The organism is Streptomyces prunicolor NBRC 13075, from assembly GCF_000367365.1.
Lineage (GTDB): Bacteria > Actinomycetota > Actinomycetes > Streptomycetales > Streptomycetaceae > Streptomyces > Streptomyces prunicolor.
The window spans coordinates 146,547-163,208 of the sequence record NZ_BARF01000054.1; the positions used below are offsets into that span (position 1 = coordinate 146,547).

At 69.9% G+C, this 16,662-nt stretch carries 14 protein-coding genes; 7 read left to right on the plus strand and 7 right to left on the minus strand.

The window, feature by feature from the left end; genetic code table 11:
• Positions 1-2: 2 nt before the first annotated feature.
• The gene (locus SPR02S_RS25050; RefSeq protein WP_063744453.1) at positions 3-449 is read right to left on the minus strand and encodes a DUF948 domain-containing protein; all 447 of its coding nucleotides are present in this window, start codon (positions 447-449) and stop codon (positions 3-5) included.
• Positions 450-654: 205 nt separating this feature from the next.
• Here SPR02S_RS25050 and SPR02S_RS25055 point away from each other — a divergent pair, with 205 nt between their 5' ends.
• Entirely contained in the window at positions 655-2,826 is a 2,172-nt protein-coding gene (locus tag SPR02S_RS25055; protein WP_019059758.1) for an ATP-binding protein, read from the plus strand.
• 31 nt (positions 2,827-2,857) lie between these two features.
• Here the strand turns inward: SPR02S_RS25055 and rpsD are convergent, their stop codons facing one another.
• The 3 genes from rpsD to SPR02S_RS25070 all read right to left on the minus strand — a co-directional run bounded on the left by rpsD (position 2,858) and on the right by SPR02S_RS25070 (position 5,849).
• Positions 2,858-3,472, minus strand: coding sequence for a 30S ribosomal protein S4 (rpsD, locus tag SPR02S_RS25060; protein ID WP_019059759.1), 615 nt, complete (start codon positions 3,470-3,472; stop codon positions 2,858-2,860).
• 300 nt (positions 3,473-3,772) lie between these two features.
• A complete protein-coding gene (locus SPR02S_RS25065; RefSeq protein ID WP_019059760.1) occupies positions 3,773-5,128 on the minus strand; it encodes a replication-associated recombination protein A in 1,356 nt (451 codons plus the stop codon).
• 64 nt (positions 5,129-5,192) lie between these two features.
• Complete coding sequence (locus tag SPR02S_RS25070) at positions 5,193-5,849, minus strand: vitamin K epoxide reductase family protein (protein ID WP_019059761.1); 657 nt, start codon at positions 5,847-5,849, stop codon at positions 5,193-5,195.
• A gap of 142 nt (positions 5,850-5,991) precedes the next feature.
• On the opposite strand from SPR02S_RS25070, the gene SPR02S_RS25075 reads away from it, so the two are divergent.
• From SPR02S_RS25075 to SPR02S_RS25090, 4 genes are read left to right on the plus strand one after another with little or no spacing between them, the layout of a single operon-like run.
• Positions 5,992-6,858 carry an ABC transporter ATP-binding protein gene (locus tag SPR02S_RS25075; RefSeq protein ID WP_026150846.1) on the plus strand — a complete coding sequence of 289 codons (867 nt, stop codon included), beginning with the start codon at positions 5,992-5,994 and terminating at the stop codon, positions 6,856-6,858.
• Entirely contained in the window at positions 6,855-7,703 is an 849-nt protein-coding gene (locus SPR02S_RS25080) for an ABC transporter permease (RefSeq protein WP_019059763.1), read from the plus strand. Before SPR02S_RS25075 ends, SPR02S_RS25080 begins: the two co-directional genes overlap by 4 nt.
• Positions 7,700-8,914, plus strand: coding sequence for a sensor histidine kinase (locus SPR02S_RS25085; RefSeq protein WP_019059764.1), 1,215 nt, complete (start codon positions 7,700-7,702; stop codon positions 8,912-8,914). Before SPR02S_RS25080 ends, SPR02S_RS25085 begins: the two co-directional genes overlap by 4 nt.
• Positions 8,911-9,534: a response regulator gene (locus SPR02S_RS25090; RefSeq protein WP_019059765.1), complete on the plus strand. Its 624-nt coding sequence runs from the start codon at positions 8,911-8,913 to the stop codon at positions 9,532-9,534. The genes SPR02S_RS25085 and SPR02S_RS25090 overlap by 4 nt, the downstream gene beginning before the upstream one ends.
• A gap of 199 nt (positions 9,535-9,733) precedes the next feature.
• Here the strand turns inward: SPR02S_RS25090 and hisS are convergent, their stop codons facing one another.
• Both hisS and SPR02S_RS25100 read right to left on the minus strand, forming a co-directional pair.
• The gene (hisS, locus tag SPR02S_RS25095; protein ID WP_019059766.1) at positions 9,734-10,996 is read right to left on the minus strand and encodes a histidine--tRNA ligase; all 1,263 of its coding nucleotides are present in this window, start codon (positions 10,994-10,996) and stop codon (positions 9,734-9,736) included.
• A gap of 12 nt (positions 10,997-11,008) precedes the next feature.
• Entirely contained in the window at positions 11,009-11,716 is a 708-nt protein-coding gene (locus SPR02S_RS25100) for an MBL fold metallo-hydrolase (protein ID WP_019059767.1), read from the minus strand.
• Positions 11,717-11,895: 179 nt separating this feature from the next.
• Here SPR02S_RS25100 and SPR02S_RS25105 point away from each other — a divergent pair, with 179 nt between their 5' ends.
• A complete protein-coding gene (locus SPR02S_RS25105; RefSeq protein WP_019059768.1) occupies positions 11,896-12,744 on the plus strand; it encodes a peptidylprolyl isomerase in 849 nt (282 codons plus the stop codon).
• A gap of 135 nt (positions 12,745-12,879) precedes the next feature.
• Positions 12,880-14,109 (plus strand): DUF349 domain-containing protein, encoded by a 1,230-nt coding sequence (locus SPR02S_RS25110; RefSeq protein WP_019059769.1) that lies wholly within the window; start codon positions 12,880-12,882, stop codon positions 14,107-14,109.
• Between the two features lie 76 nt (positions 14,110-14,185).
• Here the strand turns inward: SPR02S_RS25110 and SPR02S_RS25115 are convergent.
• Positions 14,186-16,662, minus strand: a 2,477-nt coding sequence (locus SPR02S_RS25115) for a RelA/SpoT family protein (protein ID WP_019059770.1), incomplete at its 5' end; no start/stop codon positions are given.

Sequence of the window (16,662 nt, forward strand, 5' to 3'; positions counted from 1 at the left end):
GGTCAGTCCTTCTTCCGGGTGCGCTTGCCCCGCCGTCCGGCCGGGACGGTACGGCCCACGATCACCGTACGACGGGACGCCCCGGACGGCGCGGGCACGTCCTCGCGGCGGCCGCCCAGGGCCCGGCGGACGCCGTAGCCGAAGGCCGCGACCTTGACGAGGGGCCCGCCGAAGGTGGAGGCGACGGTGGTGGACAGTGCGGAGGCGTTCGAGGTGACTTCCTGGACGTCGGTGGCGATCGCGTCGACCCGGTCGATCTGGGTCTGCGCGGAGCGCACCGCCGCGGAGGCGTCCGCCAGCAGCGGCACGGCCTGATCGGTCACGTCCGCGACCAGCTTGGTGGTCGCCTTGAGCGTCTGGGCCAGCCTCACCAGTGCGACGGCGAGGAACGAGACCAGGATCGCCCAGAAGACGGCCACCAGGATCCCGGCCACCTCTCCACCGGACACCTGACACCCGCTCTCGTAAACACCTGTTGATGACTCGTCCGAGCCTATCGCGCCGGAGGCGGCGCCCCGTAAACACCTGTGGATAACCGGGCCCGAGCCTATCGCGCCGGGGGTGGCGCTCCGTACCGCATTACCGCCCCGCGCGCGGTGGAGTTGGGCGAAGCGATTGTACGGACTGAATACGGTTCAGTACGCTCCGTGTTCCATGCGAGCTTCCCATGGCGGCGACGCCACCGCGGACGGCAATCTACCCCTCGAACCCGACCGGTTCGTGGGCCGCTCGGCCGAACTCACCGAGCTGGCCCGGGCGCTCGACGCCTCGCGTCTGGTCACGGTGACCGGCCCCGGCGGGGTCGGCAAGTCCCGGCTCGCGGCCCACGCGGCGGCCCTCTCCGCACCCCCGGACGGGGTGTGGCGGGTGGAGCTGGCGGCGGTGCGCGACCCGGAACTCGTGGGCTTCGCGGTCGTGGAGGCGCTGGGGCTGACGGATCACACCGCACGGTTGCCGCGTGAGGCGCTGCTCGCTCACTTGACGGATCGTCAACTGCTGTTGGTGCTGGACGGGTTCGAGCATCTGGTGGAGGTGTGCGCCTCGCTGGTGGCCGAGTTGCTCGGGCGGGCGCCGGGGCTGCGGGTGCTCGCGGTGGGGCGGCGGCCGTTGGAGCTGTCGGGTGAACGGGTGGTCGCGCTGGCGCCGTTGGGCGAGGACGAGGCGGTGGAGCTGTTCGCCGACCGGGCCGCGCAGCAGGGGGTCGCCCTCGATGAAGACGACCCGGATGTACGGGAGTTGTGCCGACGGCTCGACGGGATTCCCCTTGCCGTCGAACTGGCGGCGGGGCGGCTGCGGGCGCTGGCGCCCGGGGAGTTGCTGGCACGGTTCGACGACCGGTTCCGGCTGCTGGCCGGCGGGCGCAGGGACGCGCTGCCCCGGCATCAGACGTTGCGTACGGCGATCGGTTGGAGCCATGAACTGTGCACGCCCCAGGAGCGGTTGCTGTGGGCACGGCTGTCGGTATTCGCCGGACGCTTCGACCTGGAGGCCGCCGAGTACGTGTGCGGCGGCGACGGATTACCTTCGGACAGCGTCCTCGACGTGCTGTCCGAACTCCTCGCACAGTCCGTGGTCGTCCGCGAGGAGACTCCGACGGGCATGCGCTACCGGATGCTCGACACGATCCGGGCCTACGGCGCCGACTGGCTGGAGGCGACCGGGGACGCGGCCCGGCTGCGGCGGCGGCACCGCGACTGGTATCTGGGGCTGGCCACTTGGTGCGAGCTGGACTGGTTCTCGCCGCGCCAGGGCGAGGTCGCCGCGCGGGTCGAGGCGGAGCTGCCGAATCTGCGCGGCGCCCTGGAGTACTGCCTGACCGAGCCGGACGAGACACACCTGGGCCAGTACCTCGCGGGCTCCCTGTGGTTCTACTGGGCGGGCTGCGGGCGCCTCGCGGAGGGCCGGCACTGGCTGGAGCAGGCCGTGCAGCTGGACGCCGAGGACACGGCCAACGACCAGTCGCGGCTGAAGGCCCTGTGGGTGCTCGGCTATGTGGCGATCCTCCAGGGCGACACCGTGCCCGCGCTGGCCGCGCTCCAGGAGTGCCGCGAGGAGGCCGACCACGCGGCGAACCCCACGGCGGTCGCGTACGCCGAACACCGCACCGGCTGCCTGGCGTTGGTCACGGACGACATGCCGCGCGCGGAGACCCTGCTGCGCTCGGCGCTCGACCGCTATCAGCAGATCGGCGAGCTCAACAGCAACGTACTGATGGGCCAGGTCGAGCTGGCGATGACCCGGGCGTTCCAGGGCGATCTGGCGGACGCGGTGAAGCTGTGCGAGGACGTCCGCCGCGTGTGCGAGGACCACGGCGAGCGCTGGACCCGGGCGTACGCGCTGTACGTCCTGGCCTACGTCGCCTGGAGCGACGGCGAACTCCCGCTGGCGCGCGACCTGTTGGCGGACTGTCTGGGCAGCGCGCACGGCTTCCGCGATCTGCTGGGCTCGGTGCTCGCGGTCGAGCTGCTGGCCCTGGTGACGGCGGCGGAGGGCGATGCCGCCGAGGCCGCCCTGCTGCAAGGCGCGGCGGGCGGGATGTGGCCGTCGGTGGGGCTGCCGCTGTTCGGCTCGGCGTACTACAACGCGCCGCACGAGCTGTGCGAGGCGATGGCCCGCGAGCGCCTCGGCGACGAGAGGTACGCGGAGTGCGTACGGGAGGGGGCGCGGCTGGGCCGTGAGGAGGCCGTGGCGCGGGCGCTGGGGCCGTCCCGGGCGCTGGACGCGGTGCCGGTGCCGCGCGGCCCGGTGCGGCCCACTGCGGTGAGCGTGGACATGCGAAAGCCCGCCGCCTCGCCCACCCGGAAGGGCGGGGAGACGGCGGGCTGACGCGAAAGGTGGTGCTACGTCCGTGAGGTGATCAGCGGGCGTAGTACTCGACGACGAGCTGCTCGTCGCAGATCACCGGGATCTCCTTGCGGTTCGGCTCGCGGTCCAGGCGGAACGCCAGGGCGCCGAGGTTCACCTGGAGGTAGCGCGGGGTCTCGCCGTCGGGGGCGAAGCCACCGGCGCGGGAAACCTCGAACAGGGTCTTGCTGCGGCTGCGCTCGCGCACCATCACGACGTCGTCGGGCTTGACGCGGAACGACGGCTTGTCGACCTTGCCACCGTTGACCTCGATGTGGCCGTGAACGACCATCTGGCGGGCCTGGTAGATCGTGCGGGCGATGCCCGAACGAAGGACCAGGGCGTCGAGACGACGCTCCAGCTCGATGATCAGGGCCTCACCGGTCTTGCCCTGGACCTTGGAGGCACGCTCGTAGGCGCGGACGAGCTGGCGCTCGGACACGTCGTACTGCGCGCGCAGACGCTGCTTCTCCAGCAGACGGACCTTGTAGTCCGAGTTCTGCTTGCGGCCACGACCGTGCTCACCCGGCGGGTAGGGACGGGCCTCGAAGTACTTGACGGCCTTCGGGGTCAGCGCGATGCCGAGGGCACGCGACTTCTTGACCTTGGGGCGGGGCTGATTCGCCACTGCTTATTCCTTTTCCTTTTCGGCTGCCTCAGGGTTAGGGGAGGTCGCATCCGCAGCCGGGGGAATCCCAACAGGTCCACGAGGGACTTGCCAGGCTGCCGTTCCCCTGGTCTGGGCACATGTGCAGCACACGAACGGCCCACCGACCGGTCCCGGAACCCCGGGTGGTGGTGGGCTGCCCGCGACACCTACGACGGTGCGCGACGCTCCTGGATCAGAAGATCCGGCTGGTTGTCCCGCCTGAGGCGCCGACCGGAGTCGGACACGGGACGCAGCACTGCGCAGGATTCTACAGGGTGCTCAGGACCGCTTACGACCAAGGTGTTTCCTGGTCCACTCCACGGCGTCCGCGTACCGCGCCTCGGCGCCGTGCCGGGTCGGCTCGTAGTACTCGCGGTCCTTCAGCTCCTCCGGGGCGTACTGCTGCTCGGCGATCCCCTCGGGCAGATCGTGCGGATAGACGTACCCCTGGGCATGCCCGAGCTTGGCTGCGCCCTTGTAGTGCCCGTCCCGCAGATGCATCGGCACCGGGCCCGCGTGCCCCTTGCGTACGTCCTCCATGGCGGCGCCGATCGCCATGGTCGCCGCGTTCGACTTGGGGGCCAGCGCGAGCGCGATGGTGGCGTGGCTGAGGGTGAGCGCGGCCTCCGGGAAGCCGATCATCGCTACGGCCTGGGCGGCGGCGACCGCGATCGGCAGGGCGTTGGGATCGGCGAGGCCGATGTCCTCGCTCGCGGAGATCATCAGGCGGCGGGCGATGAAGCGGGGGTCCTCGCCGGCCTCGATCATGCGGGCGAGGTAGTGCAGCGCCGCGTCGACGTCCGAACCCCGGATGGACTTGATGAGGGCGCTGGCCACGTCGTAGTGCTGGTCGCCGTCGCGGTCGTACTTCACCGCCGCGCGGTCGACGGTCTCCTCCAGGGTCTGGAGGGTGATGTCCGGCTCGCCCTTGTCGAGGGCGGCCCCGGCGGCGGCCTCCAGGGCGGTCAGCGCGCGCCGGGCGTCGCCGCCGGCGATGCGCAGCAGGTGGTTCTCGCTGTCCTCGGGGAGGGTGACCGCGTCCTTCAGGCCGCGCTCGTCGGACAGGGCCCGGCGGAGCAGGGCGCGCAGGTCGTCGTCGGTGAGGGGTTCGAGGGTCAGGAGGAGGGAGCGGGACAGGAGCGGGGAGATCACCGAGAAGTACGGGTTCTCCGTCGTCGCCGCGATCAGGGTGATCCAGCGGTTCTCGACGGCCGGGAGCAGGGAGTCCTGCTGGGCCTTGCTGAAGCGGTGGATCTCGTCGAGGAAGAGGACGGTCTCCTTGCCGAAGCCGCCGGTGGCGCGGCGGGCACCTTCGATGACCGCGCGGACCTCCTTGACCCCGGCGGTGATCGCGGACAGCTCCACGAACCGCTTGTTGGTCGCCTTGGAGACGACGTACGCGAGGGTCGTCTTGCCGGTGCCGGGCGGGCCCCAGAGGATCACCGAGGAAGCTCCGGCGGGGCCGCCCGCGCCCTCGCCGACCAGTCGGCGCAGGGGTGAGCCCGGCTTCAGGAGGTGCTGCTGGCCCACGACCTCGTCGAGGGTGCGCGGGCGCATCCGTACCGCCAGGGGACTGCTGGACGGGTCCTTCTCCTGGCGTTCTTCGGCTGCGGCGGTGAAAAGGTCGGGCTCCACGTTCAAAACCCTATGTCACGCCACTGACAATCCGGTCAGGGCCGGGGTCAGGGCCGGACAGGTCCTAGGCCCAGAGCTGAGTGCCCCAACGGGTCAGGATCAGCATGGCGATGATGCCGACGTGGGTGACCGGGAGGACCCAGGTGAACTCGCCCAGGAAGTTCTTGACCGGGCGGGGTGCCTTCAGGAAGTCGTTGCGGATGTTGAACGACGTGACGTACCAGAACATCGTGATCGTGGCGACCCAGGCCAGCGAGCACCACAGGCACAGTGCGTTGATCCGGTACAGCGACTGGAACTGCAGCCAGGTGCAGAAGGCCACCCCGAAGAGCGTGCCGAAGTTGAAGGTCAGCCAGTACCAGCGCGGGAACTGGACCCGGGTCAGCAGGCTGATGCCGACGCAGATGACGATGCCGTAGGCGACCAGGCCGAGCATCGGGTTCGGGAAGCCGAAGGCGGCGGCCTGCTTGCTCTCCATGACGCTGCCGCAGGAGACGATCGGGTTGAGGCTGCAGCTCGGGGTGAACGTCTTGCCCGCGAGCTTGCCTTCGAGGATCTTGAACTTGTCGATCGTGATGACCCACGCGGCGAGCAGGCCGGCCGCACCGGTGATCACCAGCAGCAGGGCGAAGGCCCGGCTGGCGCCGACCGTGCGCGGCTCCGCGGCCGTGTGCTCCGGCTCGGAGTCGGTGTCGACGTCCTTCACTGTCGTCTTGCTCATCACGCCGATCCGTCACTTGAGAGTTGGACCTTCTTCGGGCACGGCCATTGTGCCGCACGCGCACCTCTGTCCACCGTTCGATGGACATAAGGAAGTACGCACGGTCGTCCCTGAGCGCTCGATTCCGGACGATGCTCGTCGCATGACAACACAGGCGAACGAACTCGCAGTGGATGTGCGGGGGCTGCGCAAGCAGTACGGGGACGTGACCGCCGTAGCCGGAATCGACCTCCAGATCCGCACGGGAGAGGTGTTCGGCCTGCTCGGGCCCAATGGGGCGGGCAAGAGCACCACGGTCGAGATCCTCCAGGGCAACCGCGGCCGGGACGCGGGTGAGGTGTCGGTGCTCGGTTCGGACCCGGCGACGGGCACGCGTACGTGGCGTTCGCGGGTCGGAATCGTCTGGCAGGACGAATCGGCACCCGCGGAGTTGACGGTCGGCGAGACCGTACGGCACTTCGCCCGCTACTACCCCCGGCCGCGCGACCCCGAGGAGGTCATCGGCCTGGTGGGTCTGGAGGCCAAGGTGGACAGCCGCATCAAGGCCCTGTCGGGCGGGCAGCGCAGGCGTCTCGACGTGGCCCTCGGGGTGATAGGTGGCCCCGATCTCCTCCTCCTGGACGAGCCGACGACCGGTTTCGACCCGGCGGCCCGGCGCCAGTTCTGGGACCTGATCCGCAAGCTCGCCGACGAGGGCACCACCATCCTCCTCACCACCCACTACCTGGAGGAGGCGGAGAACCTCGCCGACCGCCTCGCCATCGTCGCCAAGGGCCGCGTGGTCGCCGAGGGCGAACCGGCCGCCCTGCGCGAGCGCCACGGCACCGGAGCCACGGTCGAGTGGACGGAGCCGGACGGCACCCCGCGCGCGGAGCACACGGACACTCCTACCAAGGTCGTAGCCGAGCTCATGCACCGCTTCGACGGCGAGATCCCCGGGCTGCTGGTGAGCCGCCCCACCCTGGAGGACGTCTACCTCCGCCTGACCGGACAGGAGGACGCGCGATGAGCACGACGACGGTGGCGCAGGCCCGGACGAAGACCTCCGGGGAGCGACTTCCCGGTGCCTGGGGACTCGGGCTGCAACGAGGCGTGCTGGAACTCAAACAGTTCTTCCGCCAGCGCGACCAGGTGGTGTTCACCTTCGCCTTCCCGGTCGTCTTCCTCTTCCTCTTCGCGTCGATCTTCAAGGACGACGTCCGGGGCGCGGGCATCAACGCCTCGCAGCTGTACGTCCCGGCGATGATGGCCGCCGGCATCATGTCGACGAGTTTCCAGTCCCTCGGCATCTCGATCGCGATCGAGCGGGACGAGAAGGTGCTGCGCCGACTGCGCGGCACGCCGATGCCGCCGGCCGCGTACTTCCTCGGCAAGATCTGGCTGGTTCTGGTCACGGGCCTCATGGAGACGGCGATCCTGCTCCTCGTCGGCACCACGCTCTACGACGTGGACCTGCCCTCGTCGGCGGTGAAGTGGCTGGACTTCGGGTGGATCTTCGTGCTCGGTCTGACGGCCTGCGCCCTGCTCGGCATCGCGGTCAGCTCGGTCCCGAAGTCCGGCAAGAGCGCGACCTCCGTGGTCGTACTCCCGTTCCTGGTCCTGCAGTTCATCTCCGGGGTGTACATCTCCATCGACACCATCCCGGACTGGATGCTCAACATCGGTGCCCTGTTCCCGCTGAAGTGGATGTGCCAGGGGCTGCGCGGGGTGTTCCTGCCCTCGTCGGCGCAGGTGCTGGAGCAGGCAGGGAGCTGGGAGTTCGGGAAGATCGCGCTGGTGCTCGGGGCGTGGTGCGTCGGAGGATTGCTGCTGTGCCTGCTGACCTTCCGGTGGAAGAACCGGCGCGACGGATGACCGCTCCGCACGGGGCGACGGGTTCGTACACCTGGGACCGCTCGTTCCGGCTCTGGGACACGTACTTCGCCCTGATCTGGCTGGCCACCCTGGTGTTCGTGCTCGGCACGAGCCATCCGGGGTGGCCGGTACGCGTCGCGGCGGCCGGGCTCCTCGTCCCGCTGATCCCGCTCTACGTCGGGGTCGGGCGCCCCGTGCTCCAGGGCGATCCGCCCGACGAACGGCGCGCCGTCGGCTACCTGGTGGCGCAGATGGCGCTGTTCCTGCCGTCAGCGGTGCTGGTCGGCGAGACCCGGCTGATGGGCTTCGCGCTCGTCCCGCCCTGCTTCATGGTGCTGCGGCTGCGCTGGGCGCTGATCGCGGTGACTGTGATCAACATCGCACCGGTGATCGGCTGGGCGCTGCTGTGGTGGCCGAGCGCGCAGGACGTGTTCTTCAACGCGGTGTTCGCCGTGGTGACCCTGGTCTTCTCGATGGCCCTCGGCACCTGGGTCATCCGCGTCATCGAACAGAGCCAGGAGCGGGCCGAGTTGATCGCCGAACTGGATGCCAGCCGCCACGAGGTCTCCCGACTGTCGTCGGCGCACGGTGCGTTGGCCGAACGGGAACGCATGGCCCGCGAGATCCACGACACCCTCGCCCAGGGCTTCACCAGCCTGCTGATGCTGACCCAGGCGGTGGAGGCCGAGCTGGACGAGGACCTGCCCCAGGCCCGCCGCCACTTGGCCCTGATGGACGAGACGGCCCGGCAGAACCTCGCCGAGGCCCGCGCGCTGGTCGCGGGCGGCACACCGGCGGACCTCGCGGACGCCTCACTGCCGGACGCGCTACGTCGGCTCGCCGCCCGCCATGACGCGACGCTCCAAGTCACCGGCCCTGTACGTGCGTTGCCCGCCGGGCCCGAGGTGGTCGCCCTGCGCTCCTGCCAGGAGGCCCTCGCCAACGCCCGTAAGCATGCGGGGAGTTCGGCGACGGTGAACCTCGCGCTGGCGTACGCCGACGAGCAACTCACCGTGTCGGTACGGGACGACGGGTGCGGATTCGATCCGGGGGCGGTGTCCGGCGGCTACGGTCTGGCGGGGCTGCGGGCGCGGGTCGCCGAGGTGGGTGGGACGGCGGTGGTGCGCAGCGTGCCGGGCGCGGGCACGACGGTGACCGTCCGGCTGCCGGTGTCGCCCTCGTCCGTATCGCCTCTGAGGAGTCCCCGATGATCCGGATCGTCCTGGCCGACGACCATCCCGTCGTACGCGAGGGCCTGCGCGCGATGCTCAGCGCCGAGCCGGACCTCGACGTCGTCGCCGACGCGTCGAGCGGGCCGCAAGCGGAGGCGCTGGCGGCCGAGTTGAGGCCGGACATCGTGTTGATGGACCTGCGGATGCCGGGCGGCGGGGGTGTCGACTCCATCGTGCGGATGAGCGCGGCCGGGCTGCCGTGCCGGGTGATCGTCCTCACGACGTACGAGACGGACCGGGACATTCTGCGGGCGGTGGAGGCGGGGGCGGCGGGCTACCTGCTGAAGGATCTGCCGCGGGGTGAACTGGCCAACGCCGTTCGGGCCGCTGCGCGGGGCGAGACGGTGCTCGCTCCTTCGGTGGCGGCGCGGTTGGTGGACCAGTTGCGGACGAGGCCGGAGCGGCCTCGGTTGTCCGAGCGGGAGACGGCCGTGTTGCGGTTGGTGGCGGAGGGGTGCACCAACGCGGAGATCGGGCGGCGGTTGTACATCGGGGAGTCGACGGTGAAGACCCATCTGCTGCGAGTCTTCGGGAAGTTGGGGGTTGATGACCGGACGGCCGCGGTGACGAGTGCGATGCGGTACGGGTTGCTGGACTGAGTTTTCTCGCCCCCGCCGCCCCTACCCGTCCCATCCTTCTGGGGCTCCGCCCCAGACCCCGCTCCTCAAACGCCGGACGGGCTGATTTTCAGCCCGTCCGGCGTTTGAGGACGAGGCCGTTCAGGCCGAAGCGGGGGTCTGGGGGTGGCAGCCCCCAGTGATGGGCTGGGTAGGGGCGGCGGGGGCGAAAAACCAGGCCTCAGCCCAGCTTCGACTCCAGCTCAGCCACGATCTCGTTCACCCCGACCGCCCGCTGCTCCCCGGACTCCATGTCCTTGAGCTGCACGACGCCCTCGGCGAGGTCGCGCTCGCCGGCGACGATCGTGTAGCGGGCGCCGCTGCGGTTGGCGTTCTTCATCGCGCCCTTGAGGCCCTTGGAGCCGTAGGAGAAGTCGGCCGCGATGCCGAGCTTGCGGAGTTCGGTCACCTTGGTGAAGAGGACGCGGCGGGCCTCGTCGCCGAGCGGGACGGCGAACACGCTGGTGGACGCGGGGAGTTCGAGTTCGACACCCTCCGCTTCCAGAGCGAGGACCGTTCGGTCGACGCCCAACGCCCAGCCCACGGAGGGCAACGCGGGGCCGCCGATCATCTCGGACAGGCCGTCGTAACGACCGCCGCCGCCCACCGCGGACTGGGAGCCCAGACCGTCGTGGACGAACTCGAAGGTCGTACGGGTGTAGTAGTCCAGGCCGCGGACCAGCTTGGGGTCGTCCTCGAAGGCGACGCCCGCCGCCGTGATCAGCTCGCGGACCTCCTCGTGGTACGCCTTGCACGCGTCGCACAGGTAGTCGCGGAGCAACGGCGCGTCCGTCAACTGCTTCTGGACGTCCGGGCGTTTGTCGTCGAGGACCCGGAGCGGGTTGATGTCCGCGCGGCGCAGGGTCTCCTCGTCGAGGTCCAGGCCCCGGAGGAAGTTCTGCAGGGCCTCCCGGTAGACCGGACGGCACTCCTTGTCGCCCAGGCTGTTGAGGAGGACGCGGAAGTTGCGCAGGCCCAGAGAGCGGTACGCCTGGTCCGCCAGGATGATCAACTCGGCGTCCAGGGCCGGGTCCTCGGCACCGATCGCCTCGGCGCCGACCTGGGAGAAGTGGCGGTAACGGCCCTTCTGGGGGCGCTCGTAGCGGTAGTAGGAGCCCGAGTACCAGAGCTTCACCGGCAGGTTGCCGAGCTTGTGCAGGTTGGCCTCAAGTGCCGCGCGCAGTACGGAAGCCGTGCCTTCGGGACGCAGGGCGAGCTGGTCGCCGCCCTTGGTCTCGAAGGCGTACATCTCCTTGGTGACGATGTCGGTGGACTCACCGACACCGCGCGCGAAGAGCTCGACGTTCTCGAAGCCGGGCGTCTCGATGTACCCGTAGCCGGAGTTGCGCAGCGGGGCGGCGATGGCCTCGCGCACGGCGAGGTACTTGGCCGACTCCGGCGGAATCAGGTCGTACGTGCCCTTGGGGGCCTGAAAGGTGCTCACGAAAATCTCTCGTCACATTCCTCGTCGGGGAGCGTCCGAGCTCCCGAGGCCGGCGGCCACCTCCCGCAGATACGGGTTGGTGGCGCGCTCCTGGCCGATGGTCGTCTGGGGGCCGTGGCCGGACAGCACCACGGTCGAGTCGTCGAGCGGCAGGCACACACGGGCCAGCGAGTCGAGGATCTCGGCGTGGGAGCCGCCGGGCAGGTCGGTGCGTCCGATGGAGCCGGCGAAGAGCAGATCCCCGGAGAAGAACACGGAGGGGGTCTCCGTGTTCTCGGGCATCTGGAAGGTCACCGACCCCTTCGTATGGCCCGGCGCGTGCGCGACCGAGAACTCCAGTCCCGCGAGCGCGAGCCGCGCGCCGTCGGTCAGCTCCTTGACGTCGTCCGGCTCCCCCAGGGTCAGCTCGCCCATCAGCGGCATCCCGATAGAGCGGCCGAGCGCCTTCTCGGGGTCGCTCATCATGAACCGGTCCTCGGGGTGGATCCAGGCCGGCACGTCGTGCGCGCCGCACACCGGGACGACCGAGGCCACATGGTCGATGTGACCATGGGTGAGGACGACCGCGACGGGCTTGAGCCGATGCTTCCTGAGCGCTTCCTCGACTCCCTGGGCGGCCTGATGGCCCGGGTCGATGATCACGCACTCCTCACCGGCGGCGGGGGCGACGAGATAACAGTTCGTCCCCCAGGCCCCGGCGGGGAACCCGGCAATGAGCACGATCGTCCTTCGTTGTGTCGATACGGGTGGGGATAAGGATCCCTGCGTCAGTGGTCAGAGCCTACCGGCGCTGCCGAATCCTCAGCGAACCCATATACGGTACGGGGCACACGCAGGCGGTCGGCTCACAAGACGCACGCGTCCCAGTCGACGTACGAGACGCATGAGGAGAGAATCCGGTGGTCACCCAGGAACAGCGGAAGCGGCAGCTCGCGCGGGAGAAGTTCTTGCGGCAGCAGCAGCGGCGTACGTCCGCTCGACGCAAGGCACGTATGCGCAACTCGGTGATCGCGTCGGTGCTCGGCGTGATCGTGATCGGCAGTGTCGCGCTCTACACGACCGGCGTCCTGAAGGGCGACGACGACAAGTCCAACGCGAGCGCGGACGTGACGCCCAGCGCTTCGGCGACGAGCAAGGCGCCGGACCCGTGCGCGAAGCCGGCGGCCGGCAAGATCAAGACGGCGACCTGGAAGAAGGAGCCGGCGGTCACGATCGACAAGTCGGCCAAGTACACGATGAAGCTCGCGACGACCTGCGGTGACATCGACATCGCGCTGAAGACGTCGGCCGCGCCGCACACCGTGAACTCGTTCAACTTCCTCGCGGGCAAGGGCTTCTTCGACCACACGAAGTGCCACCGGCTCGTCAACAGCGGCATCTACGTGCTGCAGTGCGGCGACCCGACCGGCACCGGCAGCGGCGGTCCCGGCTACACGATCCCGGACGAGAACCTGAAGGACGCGAGCCTCAAGGGCGGGACCTACCCGGCGGGCACGGTGGCGATGGCGAACACCTACGACGCCTCCACGGGCAAGGGCCGCAACACCGGCGGCAGCCAGTTCTTCCTCGTCTACCAGGACAGCCAGCTCCCGGCCAACTACACCCCGTTCGGCACCATCTCGGCCTCCGGACTGAAGGTCCTGAAGAAGATCGCCGCAGCTGGGGCGGCGGCCGCCGACCCCACGACGGGCAACACCGCTCCGAACGCGACGGTCGTGATCAACAAGGCGACCGTGACGAAATCCTGACCGTCAACAGCGAATTTTCGGTCGCGCGGGATGCGGACAGGCAACCCGCCGGTCGCCTATGTTGGCCGTGACGAAACTGTGGACGATGCCCGGGGGCACAGAGGCCCTGTGCAGGCATCATGTGGAGGAGGCGCTGTGAGCAGCGACCCGTGGGGACGCGTCGACGAGACGGGGACCGTGTACGTGCGTACGGCCGACGGCGAGCAGGTCGTCGGTTCCTGGCAGGCCGGCTCCCCTGACGAGGCGCTGGCCTACTTCGAGCGCAAGTACGAGGGCCTGGTTGTCGAGATCGGCCTCCTCGAGAAGCGCGTGAAGACCACCGACCTGTCGGCGAAGGACGCCCAGGCCGCCGTGGACCATCTCCGTGAGCAGGTCGACGCCCACCACGCGGTGGGCGATCTGGCGGCGCTCACGGTGCGGCTGGACAAGCTCGTGGAGACCGTCGAGGCGCGTCGCGAGGAGCGCAAGCAGCAGCGCGCCAAGCAGTCCGACGAGGCCCGGCACTCCAAGGAGGCGCTGGTCGTCGAGGCGGAGGAGCTGGCGGCGTCCGACCAGTGGCGGGCGGCCGGTGAGCGGCTGCGCGCGCTGGTGGACACCTGGAAGGGTCTGCCGCGCCTGGACCGCAAGTCGGACGACGAGCTGTGGCACCGCTTCTCGCACGCCCGGTCGGCCTTCTCCAAGCGCCGCAAGGCGCACTTCGCGTCGCTGGACGCGCAGCGCGAGGATGCCCGCAAGACCAAGGAGCGGCTGGTCGCCGAGGCCGAGGGTCTGTCGGCCTCGACGGACTGGGGTCCCACGGCCGCGCGCTACCGCGAGCTGATGGCGGACTGGAAGGCGGCGGGCCGCGCCCAGCGCGAGCACGAGGACGATCTGTGGAACCGCTTCCGCGGTGCCCAGGACGTCTTCTTCGCCGCCCGCAGCTCGGTCTTCGCCGAGCGGGACGCGGAGCAGACGGAGAACCTGAAGCTCAAGGAGGAGCTGGCCGAGGAGGCCGAGAAGCTCCTGCCGGTCACCGACCTGAAGGCGGCCCGCGCGGCCTTCCGCTCGATCAACGAGCGCTGGGAGGCCATCGGCCATGTGCCGCGTGACTCCCGCCCGAAGGTCGAGGGCCGGATGCACACGATCGAGCGGGCCCTTCAGGAGTCCGAGGAGACCGAGTGGCGCCGGACGAACCCGGAGGCACGCGCGCGTGCCGAGGGTCTGACCGGCCAGCTCCAGGCGGCCGTGGACAAGCTCACGGGCCAGATCGAGCAGGCCCGCACCCAGGGCAACAACTCCCGCGCCGACAAGCTCCAGCGCGAGCTGGAGGGCCGCCAGGCCCTGCTGGAGCAGGCTCTGAAGGGGCTCCAGGAGTTCGGCGGCTGACACCCGCAGGCACGCACGAAGAAGGGGCTCCCGTACGCACCGTACGGGAGCCCCTTCTTCGTGTGCGAGGTGTCCGCTACGTCTTGTTGCGCGCCGACGTCACGCGGTAGACGTCGTAGACCCCCTCGACGCCCCTGACCGCCTTCAGGACGTGGCCCAGGTGCTTGGGGTCGCCCATCTCGAAGGTGAAGCGGGAGGTGGCGACGCGGTCGCGGGAGGTCTGGACGGCCGCGGAGAGGATGTTGACGTGCTGGTCGGACAGGACGCGGGTGACGTCCGAGAGGAGCCGGGAGCGGTCCAGGGCCTCCACCTGGATGGCGACCAGGAAGACCGAGGACTGGGTGGGCGCCCACTCGACTTCCAGGATGCGCTCGGGCTCACGGGACAGTGACTCCACGTTGACGCAGTCGCTGCGGTGAACCGATACGCCGCTACCCCGTGTGACGAAACCGATGATGGGGTCGCCGGGGACGGGCGTACAACAGCGGGCCAGTTTGACCCACACGTCCTCGACGCCCTTGACGACGACACCGGGGTCGGCGTTGGTCCGGCGCTTGCGCCCGCGGCCGTGCGCCGGCGGCACGCTCTCGTCGATCTCCTCGGTGGCCGCCTCCTCGCCGCCGAGCGCCTGCACCAGCTTCTGTACGACGTTCTGCGCGGCGACATGGCCCTCGCCGATCGCCGCGTACAGCGAGGAGATGTCGGGGTAGCGCATCTCGTGCGCGAGCGTGACGAGGGAGTCGCCGGTGAGGATGCGCTGGATCGGCAGGTTCTGTTTGCGCATCGCGCGGGCGATGGCGTCCTTGCCCTGCTCGATCGCCTCGTCGCGGCGCTCCTTGGAGAACCAGGCTCTGATCTTGTTGCGGGCGCGCGGCGACTTGACGAAGCCGAGCCAGTCGCGGGAGGGGCCCGCGCCGGGCGCCTTGGAGGTGAAGACCTCGACCAAGTCGCCGTTGTCCAGGGTGGATTCGAGCGGTACGAGCCGCCCGTTGACCCGTGCTCCTATGGTCCGGTGGCCGACCTCGGTGTGCACCGCGTACGAGAAGTCCACCGGGGTGGCGCCCGCCGGCAGCGCTATCACGTCGCCCTTGGGCGTGAAGACGAAGACCTCGTTGCGGGACAGGTCGAAGCGCAGGGACTCCAGGAACTCCCCGGGGTCCTCGGTCTCCTTCTGCCAGTCGAGCAACTGGCGCAGCCACGCCATGTCGTTGAGGTGGTCGTCCTTGCCGGTGGTCCTGGGCGTCTCCGCGCGCACCTTGGAGGTGCCGGCGACGGCCTCCTGCTTGTACTTCCAGTGCGCGGCGATGCCGTACTCCGCGCGGCGGTGCATGTCGAACGTGCGGATCTGGAGCTCAACAGGCTTGCCGTTGGGGCCGATTACCGTGGTGTGCAGCGACTGGTACATGTTGAACTTGGGCATCGCGATGTAGTCCTTGAACCGGCCGGGAACCGGGTTCCATCGCGCGTGCACCGTGCCGAGGGCCGCGTAGCAGTCGCGGACGGTGTCCACGAGGACGCGGATGCCCACCAGGTCGTAGATCTCCGCGAAGTCGCGGCCGCGGACGATCATCTTCTGGTAGACGCTGTAGTAGTGCTTCGGGCGGCCGGTGACGGTCGCCTTGATGCGGGCGGCGCGCAGGTCGGTCTGGACCTCGTCGGTCACTATGGCCAGGTACTCGTCGCGCTTCGGTGCCCGCTCGGCCACCAGCCGGACGATCTCGTCGTACATCTTGGGGTAGAGGATCGCGAAGGCGAGGTCCTCCAGTTCCCACTTGATGGTGTTCATGCCGAGGCGGTGGGCGAGCGGCGCGTAGATCTCGAGGGTCTCGCGCGCCTTCTTCTCCTGCTTCTCGCGCTTGAGGTAGCGCATGGTGCGCATGTTGTGCAGGCGGTCGGCGAGCTTGATGACCAGGACGCGCGGGTCCTTGGCCATGGCGACGACCATCTTGCGCACGGTCTCGGCCTGCGCGGCCTCGCCGAACTTGACCTTGTCCAGCTTCGTGACGCCGTCGACGAGGAGGGCCACGGAGTCGCCGAAGTCGCGGCGGAGCTGGTCGAGGCCGTACTCGGTGTCCTCGACGGTGTCGTGCAGCAGGCCGGCCATCAACGTGGCCGGGTCCATGCCGAGTTCGGCGAGGATGGTGGTCACGGCGAGCGGGTGCGTGATGTACGGGTCGCCGCTCTTGCGCTTCTGGCCGCGGTGCCAGCGCTCGGCGACCTGGTAGGCGCTCTCTACCTGGCGGAGGGTGGCCGTCTCGATCTTCGGGTCGTTGCTGCGCACTATCCGCAGCAGGGGCTCCAGGACCGGGTTGTACGGGTTGGAGCGCTGGACGCCGAGGCGGGCGAGGCGGGCGCGGACGCGGTTGGAGGAGCCGCCGCCGGTGCGCGCGGGCTGACCTGCCGTGGGACGGGGCGCGGGAGGAGTGGCCGCCGGGCGCTCGGCCGGGGCCGGCTTGGGGCGCGCGGGCTCGGCCGCCTTGTCGGCGGGCGCCGACCGGTCGTGCTCCGCCGCCGGGCGGGGTTCGGCCGGTGCGGTGCTCGCCGGTGCGGTGC